The sequence below is a fragment of the Microbacterium sp. SORGH_AS_0969 genome (assembly GCF_030818255.1).
GTDB lineage: Bacteria > Actinomycetota > Actinomycetes > Actinomycetales > Microbacteriaceae > Microbacterium.
This window is the reverse complement of sequence record NZ_JAUTAG010000001.1, coordinates 1,375,583-1,387,878: the sequence shown is the minus strand read 5'-3', so window position 1 is coordinate 1,387,878 and position 12,296 is coordinate 1,375,583. Positions and strand designations below refer to the sequence as shown.

Genomic DNA, 12,296 nt, shown 5'->3' with positions numbered 1-12,296 from the left:
CTGGACCTATGCTCGCTGCATGTCGACTGATGACGAGCTTCGCCGCGAGCCCGGAATTCGTGCGGTGAGCAGCTTCTTCGGACACTTCGGTGGAGAGGACGTAGTAGTGCGGCCGGCGGACCCTGCGAAGCCAGCCTTCACGATCGAAGTGCTACTCACGGATGGGGAGGCGACCTTCCCACCCACGGCCCCTGTGCATGAGGGCGATCTGGTCGAACGCAAAGATCCCCGGGGTGGTGTGATCGAGTATGCGATCGATCGCTACGAGTTCAGTAAGGACCCCTTTGGTCACGGCAACGACCACTGGAAGGCCCAGCTCGTCGAAAGGCGTCACGTCGCACGTCGTTTCGCGGAGCCTCATATCGTCGTCAACGGGGGCGTCAACCAGTTTGCTGTTGGCGATGGCAACACCTTGCAGCTCACTAACCAGACAGTGCACTACCCGGACGTCGTCAGCGCCCTCGGTGAGATTCGCAACACTATTCCGCGTGAAGCGCTGAATGCGGGTGAACTCGAAGAGATCGAGGAAGCCTTGACGGACGCAACGACCGCTGCGCGCGAGGCCGAGAAGCCAAGCGCCGTAAAGCGCGCACTCCACGGCGTCAACGGTGTGATCGGAGACTTGGCAGACTCAGCGAAGAGCGGAGCCGCTGACAGCGTGAAGGCGTGGGTCGCCGCGGCAACCGCTGCACTCCTGAGCCACATCGCCGGACTGTAGACCTCTCGCGACGAAAGGCCCGTCACCGCTCTCCAGCCGAGTCCCGCGGCCCCACCCGCACTCTCAGTGATGCCCCCGCTCTGCGCCACGCCGTCCGGTAAACCATCCCTATCCGGACGCCTGAGGGCCACGCTGGCGTCCCGGTGAACATCGCTCCTCCGACGCAAGGTTGTGGGGATCTCTGGGCTCTGCACAGGGTCACGCGGCCAGCCTCGACGCCTTATCTGGGCGAGCGGATCAGATCCCCTCCCATTTCACACACAGCGTCCGACAGATCGTGTTCGCCGGAGGCCACGTTGAGTTCCTTCTCGGACTGATGTTGCCCGGCGGGCCCCGGCGCAGTAACGAGCGCGTTCTAATGGAGTCCGCACGTCTCGTGGGAGAACGGGGCATTCCCGGGCAATGAGTACAACCGTGGCAACGGCGCCAACGATTGCAAGTTCTTGCTGGACATGTTCAACCAACGACACCCCTTCACCGACGCAGAGGGCCGCAAGGTTCGGGTATTGGTAATCGAACGATTCGCGGCTTCGTCATGGCCGACCCTCGATTGCGAGCGGGCAGCGCCTGAGAGTGGGGCCCCGCTGGACGAGCGTACCGCTCACATAATGCCGAGAGGGCTCGACTCCCGTTTCGGAGTCGGAGCCCTCTCGGTGCTCAGGATTGAGAGGTGCGGCGCCCGGTGAAGACGCGCCCCTGTCCGTTCTCGATCTGCTCGCGGCCGCGCTCGAGGGCTGCGACGAGCCCTTCGTTTGCAAGTAGGGCGCGCTCGTAGTCGCTGATGGCGGTGACCGGTTCCATCACGACAACGCCGTGAGGGCCGGTGGTGACGCGGTAGTCGCGTTCTGGCTGGAGGATCTTTCCGAGGCTGACTCGGCCCCGGCTATCGGTGTGCACAAGAGTCATGGTGAGGTTTCCGCACTGTTGAGGGGTCGTAGTGATGCGTTGTTGCAGCGGCTCTGTTGGCCGCCCCACTCTGCCGAAGGTTCCCCTTCAGCAGTTCACCGCTTTACCGTAGCACGAAATGGGGCACCGTGGAATATGCCGACTTGCCCCACTCTGGTAAAGTTGGCGCATGCACATCTTTCTGAGTGACGAGTCGCTTGCCGTCGAGGCGACCATGAGCGATCGCGAGAGCGACAAGCTGTACGACGCGCTCGAGCGCATCGCCGCCGACGTCGACGAGGCTAAGGCCGACCCCCGGAACCGATTCATCAGCTCGCGCAGCTGGTGGTCGACGCACATCCCCGGGACGGTGTACACCGCGTTCTGGTTCTCCGATGACATGCTGCGCGTCATCCTCGTAGCGAACGAGAACGACTACCCGCACTGAGGTTCGTGCGGCTAGGTGATGCCGCCCCCCGGGGCATCACCTAGCCGCACGAGCGGTGCACGTACCAGGCATCCCCGACCTGGAAGACGTCGAAAACCAGGCCCTCCCCGCCGCGTCTACGGCGGCCGCCATGCTCACGAAGCACCCGCTCCGTCCTCAGAGGCGCATCTCCAGAGCAGCGGCGGCCGTCCGGGCAATGAACACCGCGCCCAGCTCGGCCTTCTCCCCGATCCGGCCCTTGCTCTTCATGTCACTGAAGATCCACTTCGCTTCGTTCGTAAGTTGAGCATCGTTGGCGACTTCTAGCGCCCGCGCGCACCCTTGCGGCGTGAGGGGTCGATTCGGGAGCTGCACCTGTGGACGCTCATGCACGAGCTTCTTCTCGACGCCCTCGTCGATGACGATGATGCAGACAGTGCACTCGATGGAGTAGCCCACGCGTCGATCGCGTCCCGTAGCCATGGCGGCACCTAACCATCTTCTGCCTCTCGTCGGAACTCCTCAGCAGGAGTTCGCTCGAATAGAAAATCGTTGGTGGCGCCTTCCGTAGCCCGCGGACAGAGTGGACACCGAGATCTGTTCCGCGGCAGCGGGCGTGTGGATCGCAACGCCTGGTGGCGCATGTCTCGCGGCGATGGATGTCCGATCGGGTCAGCTGGACAATAGAGACGATATATATAGAATAGTGCGCGTGGAGCCTCTTCAGCGTGTGACGCAACCAACCATCGACGTCCTCGGCGTCCTGCTGGGGACGACCGGGCCCGCGTGGGGGCTGCGCATCATCAAAGAAACGCAGCGCCCTGCGGGCACGGTGTATCCGATCCTGGAGCGGTTGGAGCGGCAAGGGTGGCTCACCTCGGAGTGGGAAGACGACCCGGCTCGTTCGGGTCCGCGTCGGCGGTTGTATCGACTCACTGCGGAGGGTTCTCCCGCGGCGCGATCGGTGATCGCCGCGCACGCGGCTAAGCAGAGCGCCGCGGCGCCTGCGCGACCGGGACGGTTGGCTACCTCATGACAACTCTCTCAACGGTGCTCGTCGGTGTCGCCGTGCGGCTGTCGCCTCGTTCGTGTCGTGCTGATCGAAGCGAGCAGTGGGCCGCTGACCTCCGCGATGCCCCCGAGTTGGGTATCTCACCTCTCTCCGTGGCTGTCGGTGCGCTGACAGCCACAGCGACCAGCCGTGGCCCCGTCGAGTCCGCGGATCTTCCGGAACAACGCTCGAAAGGCAGGACCATGCACCCTCTCGTTGCCCCTCTCACCAAACTCGCCGCGGGGGCCCTCAGCCTCTCCGTCCTCCTGGCCGGGGGCGTGGCCGTGGGAACCGGCTGGCTCAGCGACACCATTGATCACCGCATCCGCGTCGCCAGCGCCGGCCCCGACGCTGACAACATCACCTGGGCGTCGCTCGAGGACGACCCGCCCGCGGAGACCATCGATGTCAGCACCCTCATCATCGCCGGACGCATGAACCCGACCGATGGCGAGCAAATCCCCTGACCCCGCCCGCACCGGCAACGTTGAGGGCCACGCCGAATGTCCGGCGTGGCCCTCAATTGGTGAGCTCGGGTCGAAAGGATGGCGGGTGTGAAGGCGATTGCTGCGGCGATGACGGCGAAGACGCCGGCCATCCGGGGGGGCCACTGAGCATCGCACGCCAGAGAGCTTCGTCGATCACCACGGGGGTGGTGATCACCTCGTACGGCGGGAAGGCACTGCGCAGTCCGTAGCCGATGCCGAGGCTGGCGATGACGAGGACCGCGGCGGTCAGGTTCCGTTGCAATTCCGGGCTCACATCACACCCCCATTGGGCGCCCCTGGGGCAGTTCGCGGGCCTTGAGGGCTTCTGATCCGGCGCGGGGGCAACGGGGCCGGCTGTGTGGCCTCGACGGGCTGGTCGTCGTCGAGGCGCCCGACGAGGGACGAGAGGGTTCTGCGTGCCATGGGGGTCCCCTATCTCTTTCCATTGACCCAGAGGCTCGTGAGCTCTAGGGCGAGGTCTTTGTAGTCGTCGATCGCGTTGGCGGTCGCGAGGCTGCGCGGGTAGGTCGTGACCACCTCTCCGGTAAGGGGTGCGTCGGTGTGCATCACGTCTTCGCGGATGTAGCTGCGGAACCGCGGAAGTGCGTCAATTGTCGAAGCCGGGTGTCGGACCCCGCGAGTAGGGTCGGGGCCAGGGAGGCGTCATGGCCGAATTCAGCAGGGGTTTCGGGACCCGCCGACGCGCGTCCGACCCGCAGCTCCCCCCGGGGCAGTACCTCACCGACGACTTCCCCGTGCTGTCCGCGGGCCCGACCCCTCGCATCCGACTCGACGAGTGGCAGTTCGCGATCCGCACCGAGACGGGCGCGACGACGACCTGGACGTGGGATGAGATCCACGCGCTGCCGATCGAAGACGTGCACACCGACATCCACTGCGTGACCCGGTGGTCGAAGTTCGGCACCTCTTGGCGCGGGGTCTCGGTCGACACGCTGCTCGCCGACATCGACAGTGCCGCGCCCTCGGTGATGGCGCACTCGTACGGCGGCTACACGACGAACGTGCCGGTGAAAGACCTGATGGGCGGCAAGGCCTGGGTCGTCTTCGAGTTCGACGGCAAGCCCCTCGCCCCCGAGCACGGCGGGCCCGCGCGCCTGCTCGTCCCGCATCTGTACTTCTGGAAGAGCGCGAAGTGGGTCCGCGGTCTCGTCATGCAGCCGCGCGACGATCCCGGCTTCTGGGAGCAGAACGGCTACAACATGCACGGCGATCCGTGGCGCGAAGAGCGGTACTGGTGACGGCGACGCCCTGGCTGCCGGCGCACGTCGCGTCGGTCACCCGCCTCACCGCGCACGCCCGCTCGCTCGTGCTCGACGTCCCGGGCTGGACGGGGAGCGTCCCCGGGCAGCACCTCGACATCCGCCTCACCGCCGAAGACGGCTACCAGGCCGAGCGCTCGTACTCGATCGCGAGCTTCGGCCCCGGGAACAGCGTCGAGCTCGCCGTCGACGAGGTCGACGGCGGCGAGGTCTCGCCCTACCTCGTCGAAGAGGTGCGTCCCGGCGACTTCCTCGAGGTGAAGGGCCCGCTCGGTCAGTACTTCGTGTGGCGCGAGAGCGACCCGTCGCCCGTGCAGCTCATCGCCGGCGGCTCGGGCATCGTCCCGCTCCTCTCCATCGCCCGGGCGCGCGCGGCCGCGGGCACCGCCCAGCCCTTCCGGTTGCTGTACTCGGTGCGTTCGGCACCGGATGCCATGTACGCCGACGAGATCGACCGGCTCGGGGCCCTCGGCATCCCGACCGAGTGGATCCACACGCGCCTCGCCCCGCCCGGATCGCCGCGGGCCGCGGGGCGCGTGTCGATGGCCGAGCTCGAGCGCCTGACGATCCCGCCCGCGGAGCGACCCCTCATCTTCATCTGCGGGCCGACCGCGTTCGTCGAGGCGACGGCCGATGCCGTCGTCGCCGTCGGTCACCCGCCGCTCCGGGTGCGCACGGAGCGTTTCGGCGGGGCGTAGCAGGATCGGGCCTCGTGATCGCCTCGGCCGTGGTCAGCGGAGGACCAGGGACGCAGGGAGGACGGATGCCGCGACACAGCCCTCCGCTCACCCCTCGCCCTCCGCTCACCCCGCGCTGCGTCGCGACGGCGAGCCCGTCACGCCCGCAGCAACCCCTCCTCGCGCAGCGGGATCACCGGCGCCTCGACCGCTTCCTCCTCCCACAGCCGCAGCAGCTTGAGCGCGAGGTGCAGGGTGCTCCGCTGCAGGCCGTCGGCGAGCGCGGCGCGCACCGACTCGGGCAGGTGCTCGAGCCGGTAGTACAGCGTCGTGCGGTGGATGTGCAGCCTCTCGCAGGCCACGGGCACGCGGCCGGCGGCATCCAGGTACGCCTCCACCGTCTCGCGCGGCGTCGGATCGTCGAGGGCCAGCAGGTCGAAGGCGGCCGGGCAGGCCTGGTGCAGCAGGGGACGCGAGCGCGGCACCGTGTGCATGAGCGCCCACCCACCGAGGTCTTCGGCGCGCACCGACACGACCTGGTCGGGCAGCGTCGCGCGCAGCCGCGCGGAGGCGATCGCCCGCTCGACGGCGGCGTCGATGTCGGTCTCGTCTCCGCCGCACGTCGCCATCCCGAGACCCCGCGGCACGACCCCGTGCACGGCGGCCTCTCGGGAGACGGCATCCGTCAGCTCGTCGATGTCGCGCACGGGCGCGGCGAGGAAGACGGCGGATTCTTCACGGATGCCGACGAAGTGCACCGCTCCGTGCAGGGTGAGCGCGAGGTGCCGACCGAATGCCGTGACCGCGAGCTCGCGGGCGGGATCGAGCCGGATCACGAGCACATCGAGATCGTCGGCGCGGCCATCGATCCACCGCCGGGCGCGCACCTCGCCGAGGGCGTCGCGCCGCCTTCGGCGGTCGGCATCCATCAGTGCAGTGAGCACCGTGTCTCGCGACGCGGCCAGGCCCGCCCCGAGGTCGAGCAGGTACGCCGCCGCGTCGATCACGGCCCACTCGAACGGGCCGAGCTCGCTCTGCACGGCGCCGACGACGCGCAGATAGGCCGCTCCCCGACCGAACGGGACGTCGACGCACACGGCCTCGCGGTCGGCGACCGCCGGATACGTCGTCTCGCGCAGACGTACCCGGCGGCCCAGCATGGTCGAGAGTTGGTCCACGATCTGCGGCGGATACATCCCGACTCCTCGCGTGCGTTCCGGTGGGGGTCCTCACACGCTACGTCGGCGAGGCCCGCGGCAGCGTGGCCCTCTCGCACACACGGTACCGCTCCCACGACGCGCGAGAGGCGCACCCCGATCCCCCGGAATGCGCCTCTCGTCAGGGGTTCACGACTGGATGAACGCCAGGATGTCGGGGTTGATCACATCGGCGTGCGTGGTGAGCATGCCGTGCGGGTAGCCCTCGTAGATCTTCAGCGTCGAGTTGGCGAGCATCTCGTGCTGGCGGAGCGCCGCAGCCTTGTACGGCACGACCTGGTCGTCGTCGCCCTGCAGCACCAGCACGGGCACGGTGATGGCTCGGAGGTCGGCTTCCTGGTCGGTCTCGGAGAACGCCTTGATGCCCTCGTAGTGCGCGACCGCGCTGCCCGTCATGCCCTGGCGCCACCAGTTGTCGATGACCGGCTGCGAGGGGGTGACGCCCTCGCGGTTGAATCCGTAGAAAGGACCGGATGCCACGGCCTCGAAGAACTCGGCACGGTTGGCCGCGAGGGCCTCACGGAACCCGTCGAACACCGACAGCGGGGTGCCCTCGGGGTTGTCGTCGCGCTGCAGCATGAGCGGCGGCACGGCCGCGACCAGGACGGCCTTGGCGACACGGCCTTGGGGCTCGCCGTGCTTCGCGACGTAGCGGGCCACCTGGCCGCCGCCGGTGGAGTGGCCGACGTGCACCGCGTTGCGCAGGTCGAGGTGCTCGACCACGGCGCTGACGTCGCTGGCGTAGTGGTCCATGTCGTGGCCCGTGCCGATCTGCGACGAGCGTCCGTGACCGCGACGGTCGCTCGCGATCACGCGGTAGCCCTTGCCGAGGAAGTAGAGCATCTGCGCATCCCAGTCGTCGGACGACAGGGGCCAGCCGTGGTGGAACACGATCGGCTGCGCCTCGGGGTTGCCCCAGTCCTTGTAGTAGATCTCCGCGCCGTCTTCGGTGGTCACGAATGCCATGACGTTGCCCTCTTCCTTGTCTCGACGAGTGCGCCACGAATGTGGCTCGACCACTCAACTCCGCGGCTCCCGCGCGAGCATCAGACGTTCGTCGAGAACCGCCGGCGCCCGGCGAGCGGAGGAGATCTCGGGACGGGAGGACGAGGGCCGCGGCATCCCTCCTCCCCAGGCCGAATCTCCTCCCCTCCCGCGACCCGCGCGACGAGCCTCGCGCCCGGTCCCGCGTGATCCACGGAGGACGAGGGACGCACGGAGGACGACCCCGAGGCACCGGTCCTCCCTTGGTCCCTCGCCCTCCCCCGGTCACGCGCCAGATCCCGGAGCCCCACCCAGGTCCCTGAGCCCCACCCCGCTCCCGGAGCCCCACCGAGGTCCCTGAGCCTGTCGAAGGGACCGGGAGCTTCGACAAGCTCAGCCCCCTCCGCCCGCAGCCGCGCCCCCGCGACGCCGCGCCCCCGCGACCCCTACTCCGTCACCTCAGCCCGATCCACCCGGAACGTCTCGCTCCGCCCGTCCGGCGCCGTCACCGTGACTTCGGCCACCCCCGAGCCGCCGGGGAACACCCGCAGCGACAGCCCGTCGAGGTAGTCGTAGTCGGGCCGGTCCTCGCGCGCGCCCCACGGCAGCACGGCCCCCGGCCGCACGTACAGCGGCAGCGAGTCGAAGCCGTGCGTCTCGCGACGCCACCCGCCGCCGACCACCCGCTCCCCGGTGAGCAGGTGCGTCCACTCCCCCTCGGGCAGATAGAACGACACGTCTCCGGATGCCGAGAACACCGGCGCCACGAGAAGATCGCCGCCGAGCATGTACTGGCGGTCGAGGTACAGGGTCGTGGGGTCGTCGGGGAACTCGAGCGCCATCGGCCGCATCACCGGAACGCCCGTGGCCGCAGCCTCCCGTGCCGCCGCGTACAGATACGGCATCAGCCGCAGCTTCAGGCGCGAGAACAGGCGCGTGACGTCGACCGCCTCCTCGTCGAACGCCCATGGCACCCGGTACGAGTCCGAGCCGTGGAAGCGGCTGTGCGACGACAGCATCCCGTAGGCGATCCAGCGCTTGAACACGGCCGGGTCGGGGGTGCCCTCGAAGCCGCCGATGTCGTGGCTCCAGAACGAGAAGCCGCTCCACGCGAGTGACAGGCCGCCACGGAGCGTCTCCGCCATCGAGGCGAAGGTCGACGAGTTGTCGCCGCCCCAGTGCACGGGCATCGTCTGCCCACCCGCCGTCGCCGAGCGCGCGAACAGCACGGCTTCTCCGACGCCCCGCTCCTCCACCAGCACCTCGTGCACCGCGGCGTTGTACAGCTGCGCGTACAGGTTGTGCATGCGCTCGGGGTCGGTGCCGTCGAAGTAGACGACGTCGGTGGGGATCCGCTCGCCGAAGTCGGTCTTGAAGCAGTCCACGCCCTGCGCGATGAGACGCCGCAGGTGCGACTGGTACCAGCGCACGGCATCCGGGTTCGTGAAGTCGACGAGCGCCATGCCCGGCGTCCACAGGTCCCACTGCCACGGCGTCCCGTCGGGTCGGCGCACGAAGTAGCCGTTCGCGACCCCCTCGGCGAACAGCACCGAACGCTGTGCGATGTAGGGGTTGATCCACACCGACACCCGCAGGCCCCGGTCGTGGAGGCGCTGGAGCATGGCATCCGGATCCGGGAAGACCCGGTCGTCCCAGGTGAAGTCGGTCCAGGAGAACTCGCGCATCCAGAAGCAGTCGAAGTGGAAGACCGACAGCGGCAGGTCGCGCTCGGCCATGCCGTCGATGAAGGAGGTGACGGTCTGCTCGTCGTAATCGGTCGTGAACGAGGTGGTGAGCCAGGTGCCGAACGACCACGCCGGCACGACGGGCGGGCGGCCGGTGAGTGCGGTGTAGCGCTCGAGCACGTCCTTCGGGGTGGGGCCGGCGATGACGAAGTACTCCAGCGCCTCGCCCGAGACCGAGAACTGCACGCGCTCGACGTTCTCGGACGCGACCTCGAACGACACGTGTCCCGGGTCGTTGACGAGCACGCCGTACCCGCCCGACGAGACGTAGAACGGCACGCTCTTGTACGCCTGCTCGCTCGAGGTGCCGCCGTCGGCGTTCCAGATGTCGACGGTCTGACCGTTCTTCACGACCGGCCCGAAGCGTTCGCCGAGCCCGTAGACCGTCTCGCCGACGCCGAGGTCGAGCTGTTCGTGGATGAAGTGACGGGATGCCGGGATGCCGGTGTCCGCACCTCGGTTCGAGATCACGCCGGCGTCGACGTCGGCATCCGCCGCGAGACTCACCCGCCCGAGAGACCGGTGCCCGCTGCCGGTCACGCGCTGCCCGTCGAGCTCGAAGGAGAGGTCCCACGGCGCGCCCGGCGCGATGCGCGCGACGAGCCGCCCCGCGCTCAGGGTGCCGGCCTCGACATCGACGTCGCCGCCGCCGCCGACGGCCCCCGGCAGCGCGAACCCGCGTCCGCGGCCGGCTCCGTCGTGGTGCACGATCCGCACCCGCACGACCCCCTCGAGCGGCGACGACAGCGTCACGGTCAGGAGCGTCCGGTTGAGCACATCGCCGCGCTTCGCGATGACCTTCGTCGGCGCGTGCACGACGAGCCCCGGTCCGTCCGGGGTGTCGTCGGTCCGGCTGATGTCGTAGGCCTCGGCCGCGTAGTCGACGGTCACGCCGTGACGCATGAGCCAGAACCCATCGGTGAACTTCATTACTTGACTGCTCCTGCCGTGATGCCGCGTGTGAGCGTGCGTTGGAAGATGAGGAAGAAGATGAGCGTCGGGATGATGCCGAGCAGCGCCGACGCGCTGATGGTGGTGACGTCCATGAGACGGTCGCCCTGCAGGACGCTGATCGCGACCGGCACCGTCTGGTTGTCGTTGGATGCCAGGAACGTCAGCGGGATGAGGAACTCGTTCCACGTCCAGATGAAGAAGAAGATGAGCAGCACCGCGAGGGTCGGGCGGCTGATCGGGAAGATCACGCGCCAGAGGATCTGCCAGCGGCTCGCGCCGTCGATCGCGGCGGCCTCGAGGATCTCGCGCGGGAACGTGCCGTACACCGACGACAGCAGGTAGGTGCCGAACGCCGCCTGTACCACCGTGAAGACGATGATGACCGACAGGACGTTGTCGTACAGGCCGACCGATTTGAACATGTAGTACAGCGGGTACAGCAGCGCCTCCTGCGGGAGCAGGTTCGCCATGAGGAACAGCAGCACGATGCCGGTGCGCCCGCGCACGCGCCCGATGCCGATCGCGAAGGCGTTGAGCACCGAGATGAGCACCGCGAGCACGGCGACGACACCCGAGATGAGGATCGAGTTGCCGACCTTGCGGGGGAAGTCCACGCGGTTCCAGAAGTCGACGATCCCGCCGAAGTCGAGCTGCTGCGGGAGCGCGAGCGGCCCCGAGGTCGCGTAGTCGAGCGGCGACTTGAACGAGTTCACGAGCACGAGGTAGAACGGCGCGAGCACGAGCAGCGCGCCGACGACGACGAGCGCGAGCAGCAGCCAGTCGACCGGGCGGCGGCGGGTCATGCCGCCGCGGCCGCCGCGGCCGCCGCGACCCGGGCCACCGGCGCGACGCCGCGGCGGGCGTTCGGCGGCGGTCGTGGTGAGAACGGATGCCGAGGCCATCAGAGTCCCGCCCTTTCCTTGCGTTCGAGCGAGCCCTGCACCCGGATGAACACGATCGACACGATGACGACGACGATCGTGAGCACCGTCGCGATCGTGGCGCCGTAGCCGACGTTCCGCTTCGTGAAGAACTCGAGGTAGGCGTAGTACGCGGGGACGATCGTCGAGCCCGCGGGCCCGCCCTGCGTGATCACGTAGACGGGGCCGAACACCTTCAGCGCCGCGATCGTGCAGGTCAGGGTCACGACGAAGATCTCGGGCCGGATGATGCTCATCGTGATCGCGGTGAAGCGCTGGAACCAGTTCGCCCCGTCGAGCTCGGCGGCCTCGTACAGCTCGGGGTCGACCCGCTGCAGAGCCGCCATGAAGACCACGACCGGGTAGCCGATCTGCACCCACACGAGCACGACCATCAGCACGATGAGCGCCGAGGGCATCTGCCCGAGCCAGTCGTACGAGGGCAGACCGAGGCCCGCGAGGATCTGGTTGAGCGCGCCGGTCTCGCCGGGCCGGACGATCCAGCCGATGACGATGCCGGCCACCGCGATGGGAAGGATCTGCGGCAGGTAGTAGGTCGCGCGGAGGAAGCTGCCGACCTTCCCGCCGAACTTGCGCCCCACCACGTCGAACAGCAGCGCCGCGACGGTGAGACCGACGATCGTCGGGACGACGACCATCGCGAGGATCATCCACACCGAGTTGACGAACGACGTCCAGAAGTCCTCGTCGGCGAGGAGCTTCGTCCAGTTGTCGAGTCCGATGAACTCGGGGTCGCCGACGCCCCGCCACTTCGTGAAGGTGAGGAAGACGTTCCACACCAGCGGGATGATCACGATCACCAGCAGCAGCACGAAACCGGGCAACAGGTAGAGCCAGTAGCCGGCGGTGCCACCGCGGCGCTGGGGGATGGCCGGCTGTTCGGGTGGCAGGGCCACGCGCGCCGGGCGGGTCAGAAGGGCCATGTGCGG

15 protein-coding genes are annotated in these 12,296 nt (G+C 68.4%); 6 read left to right on the top strand and 9 right to left on the bottom strand.

Translation table 11 applies throughout. The annotated features are described in order from the left end of the window. Nucleotides 1-19: 19 nt before the first annotated feature. A complete protein-coding gene (locus tag QE388_RS06440) occupies nucleotides 20-718 on the top strand; it encodes a hypothetical protein (RefSeq protein ID WP_307384043.1) in 699 nt (232 codons plus the stop codon). A gap of 657 nt (nucleotides 719-1,375) precedes the next feature. On the opposite strand, the gene QE388_RS06435 is transcribed toward QE388_RS06440, so the two are convergent. Then, the gene (locus QE388_RS06435) at nucleotides 1,376-1,624 is read right to left on the bottom strand and encodes a hypothetical protein (RefSeq protein ID WP_307384041.1); all 249 of its coding nucleotides are present in this window, start codon (nucleotides 1,622-1,624) and stop codon (nucleotides 1,376-1,378) included. A gap of 169 nt (nucleotides 1,625-1,793) precedes the next feature. Between QE388_RS06435 and QE388_RS06430 the strand changes: the two genes are divergently transcribed. Beyond that, nucleotides 1,794-2,051, top strand: a complete 258-nt coding sequence (locus QE388_RS06430; RefSeq protein ID WP_307384039.1) for a hypothetical protein — start codon at nucleotides 1,794-1,796, stop codon at nucleotides 2,049-2,051. 156 nt (nucleotides 2,052-2,207) lie between these two features. On the opposite strand, the gene QE388_RS06425 is transcribed toward QE388_RS06430, so the two are convergent. After that, complete coding sequence (locus QE388_RS06425) at nucleotides 2,208-2,513, bottom strand: hypothetical protein (protein ID WP_307384038.1); 306 nt, start codon at nucleotides 2,511-2,513, stop codon at nucleotides 2,208-2,210. Nucleotides 2,514-2,685: 172 nt separating this feature from the next. On the opposite strand from QE388_RS06425, the gene QE388_RS06420 reads away from it, so the two are divergent. Next, nucleotides 2,686-3,066 carry a PadR family transcriptional regulator gene (locus QE388_RS06420; protein WP_307387066.1) on the top strand — a complete coding sequence of 127 codons (381 nt, stop codon included), beginning with the start codon at nucleotides 2,686-2,688 and terminating at the stop codon, nucleotides 3,064-3,066. 218 nt (nucleotides 3,067-3,284) lie between these two features. Then, on the top strand, nucleotides 3,285-3,548 hold the full coding sequence (locus QE388_RS06415; protein ID WP_307384035.1) for a hypothetical protein: 264 nt from the start codon (nucleotides 3,285-3,287) through the stop codon (nucleotides 3,546-3,548). Between the two features lie 52 nt (nucleotides 3,549-3,600). On the opposite strand, the gene QE388_RS06410 is transcribed toward QE388_RS06415, so the two are convergent. Both QE388_RS06410 and QE388_RS06405 read right to left on the bottom strand, forming a co-directional pair. Then, on the bottom strand, nucleotides 3,601-3,843 hold the full coding sequence (locus tag QE388_RS06410) for a hypothetical protein (RefSeq protein WP_307384033.1): 243 nt from the start codon (nucleotides 3,841-3,843) through the stop codon (nucleotides 3,601-3,603). A gap of 158 nt (nucleotides 3,844-4,001) precedes the next feature. Next, on the bottom strand, nucleotides 4,002-4,136 hold the full coding sequence (locus QE388_RS06405; protein ID WP_307384031.1) for a hypothetical protein: 135 nt from the start codon (nucleotides 4,134-4,136) through the stop codon (nucleotides 4,002-4,004). A 98-nt stretch (nucleotides 4,137-4,234) separates the two neighbouring features. On the opposite strand from QE388_RS06405, the gene QE388_RS06400 reads away from it, so the two are divergent. Both QE388_RS06400 and QE388_RS06395 read left to right on the top strand, forming a co-directional pair. Then, a complete protein-coding gene (locus QE388_RS06400; protein WP_307384027.1) occupies nucleotides 4,235-4,828 on the top strand; it encodes a molybdopterin-dependent oxidoreductase in 594 nt (197 codons plus the stop codon). After that, nucleotides 4,825-5,547: an FAD-binding oxidoreductase gene (locus QE388_RS06395; RefSeq protein WP_307384026.1), complete on the top strand. Its 723-nt coding sequence runs from the start codon at nucleotides 4,825-4,827 to the stop codon at nucleotides 5,545-5,547. Before QE388_RS06400 ends, QE388_RS06395 begins: the two co-directional genes overlap by 4 nt. A 137-nt stretch (nucleotides 5,548-5,684) precedes the next feature. Here QE388_RS06395 and QE388_RS06390 read toward each other — a convergent pair whose 3' ends face one another. The 5 genes from QE388_RS06390 to QE388_RS06370 form a co-directional block, all read right to left on the bottom strand. Beyond that, on the bottom strand, nucleotides 5,685-6,722 hold the full coding sequence (locus QE388_RS06390; protein WP_307384024.1) for a helix-turn-helix domain-containing protein: 1,038 nt from the start codon (nucleotides 6,720-6,722) through the stop codon (nucleotides 5,685-5,687). A gap of 150 nt (nucleotides 6,723-6,872) precedes the next feature. Next, on the bottom strand, nucleotides 6,873-7,709 hold the full coding sequence (locus QE388_RS06385) for an alpha/beta fold hydrolase (RefSeq protein ID WP_307384022.1): 837 nt from the start codon (nucleotides 7,707-7,709) through the stop codon (nucleotides 6,873-6,875). Between the two features lie 464 nt (nucleotides 7,710-8,173). Beyond that, complete coding sequence (yicI, locus tag QE388_RS06380) at nucleotides 8,174-10,402, bottom strand: alpha-xylosidase (RefSeq protein WP_307384019.1); 2,229 nt, start codon at nucleotides 10,400-10,402, stop codon at nucleotides 8,174-8,176. Next, nucleotides 10,402-11,328: a carbohydrate ABC transporter permease gene (locus QE388_RS06375; RefSeq protein WP_307384016.1), complete on the bottom strand. Its 927-nt coding sequence runs from the start codon at nucleotides 11,326-11,328 to the stop codon at nucleotides 10,402-10,404. The genes yicI and QE388_RS06375 overlap by 1 nt, the downstream gene beginning before the upstream one ends. Further along, nucleotides 11,328-12,290, bottom strand: a complete 963-nt coding sequence (locus QE388_RS06370) for a carbohydrate ABC transporter permease (protein ID WP_307384013.1) — start codon at nucleotides 12,288-12,290, stop codon at nucleotides 11,328-11,330. Before QE388_RS06370 ends, QE388_RS06375 begins: the two co-directional genes overlap by 1 nt. Nucleotides 12,291-12,296 lie beyond the last annotated feature (6 nt).

Bases quoted from the DNA above. Each gene is read 5' to 3' on its own strand.
- QE388_RS06440 (WP_307384043.1), top strand. From the start codon at position 20: ATGTCGACTGATGACGAGCTTCGCCGCGAGCCCGGAATTCGTGCGGTG.
- QE388_RS06435 (WP_307384041.1), bottom strand. From the start codon at position 1,624: ATGACTCTTGTGCACACCGATAGCCGGGGCCGAGTCAGCCTCGGAAAG.
- QE388_RS06430 (WP_307384039.1), top strand. From the start codon at position 1,794: ATGCACATCTTTCTGAGTGACGAGTCGCTTGCCGTCGAGGCGACCATG.
- QE388_RS06425 (WP_307384038.1), bottom strand. From the start codon at position 2,513: ATGGCTACGGGACGCGATCGACGCGTGGGCTACTCCATCGAGTGCACT.
- QE388_RS06420 (WP_307387066.1), top strand. From the start codon at position 2,686: ATGGATGTCCGATCGGGTCAGCTGGACAATAGAGACGATATATATAGA.
- QE388_RS06415 (WP_307384035.1), top strand. From the start codon at position 3,285: ATGCACCCTCTCGTTGCCCCTCTCACCAAACTCGCCGCGGGGGCCCTC.
- QE388_RS06405 (WP_307384031.1), bottom strand. From the start codon at position 4,136: ATGCACACCGACGCACCCCTTACCGGAGAGGTGGTCACGACCTACCCG.
- QE388_RS06400 (WP_307384027.1), top strand. From the start codon at position 4,235: ATGGCCGAATTCAGCAGGGGTTTCGGGACCCGCCGACGCGCGTCCGAC.
- QE388_RS06390 (WP_307384024.1), bottom strand. From the start codon at position 6,722: ATGTATCCGCCGCAGATCGTGGACCAACTCTCGACCATGCTGGGCCGC.
- QE388_RS06385 (WP_307384022.1), bottom strand. From the start codon at position 7,709: ATGGCATTCGTGACCACCGAAGACGGCGCGGAGATCTACTACAAGGAC.
- yicI (WP_307384019.1), bottom strand. From the start codon at position 10,402: ATGAAGTTCACCGATGGGTTCTGGCTCATGCGTCACGGCGTGACCGTC.
- QE388_RS06375 (WP_307384016.1), bottom strand. From the start codon at position 11,328: ATGGCCTCGGCATCCGTTCTCACCACGACCGCCGCCGAACGCCCGCCG.
- QE388_RS06370 (WP_307384013.1), bottom strand. From the start codon at position 12,290: ATGGCCCTTCTGACCCGCCCGGCGCGCGTGGCCCTGCCACCCGAACAG.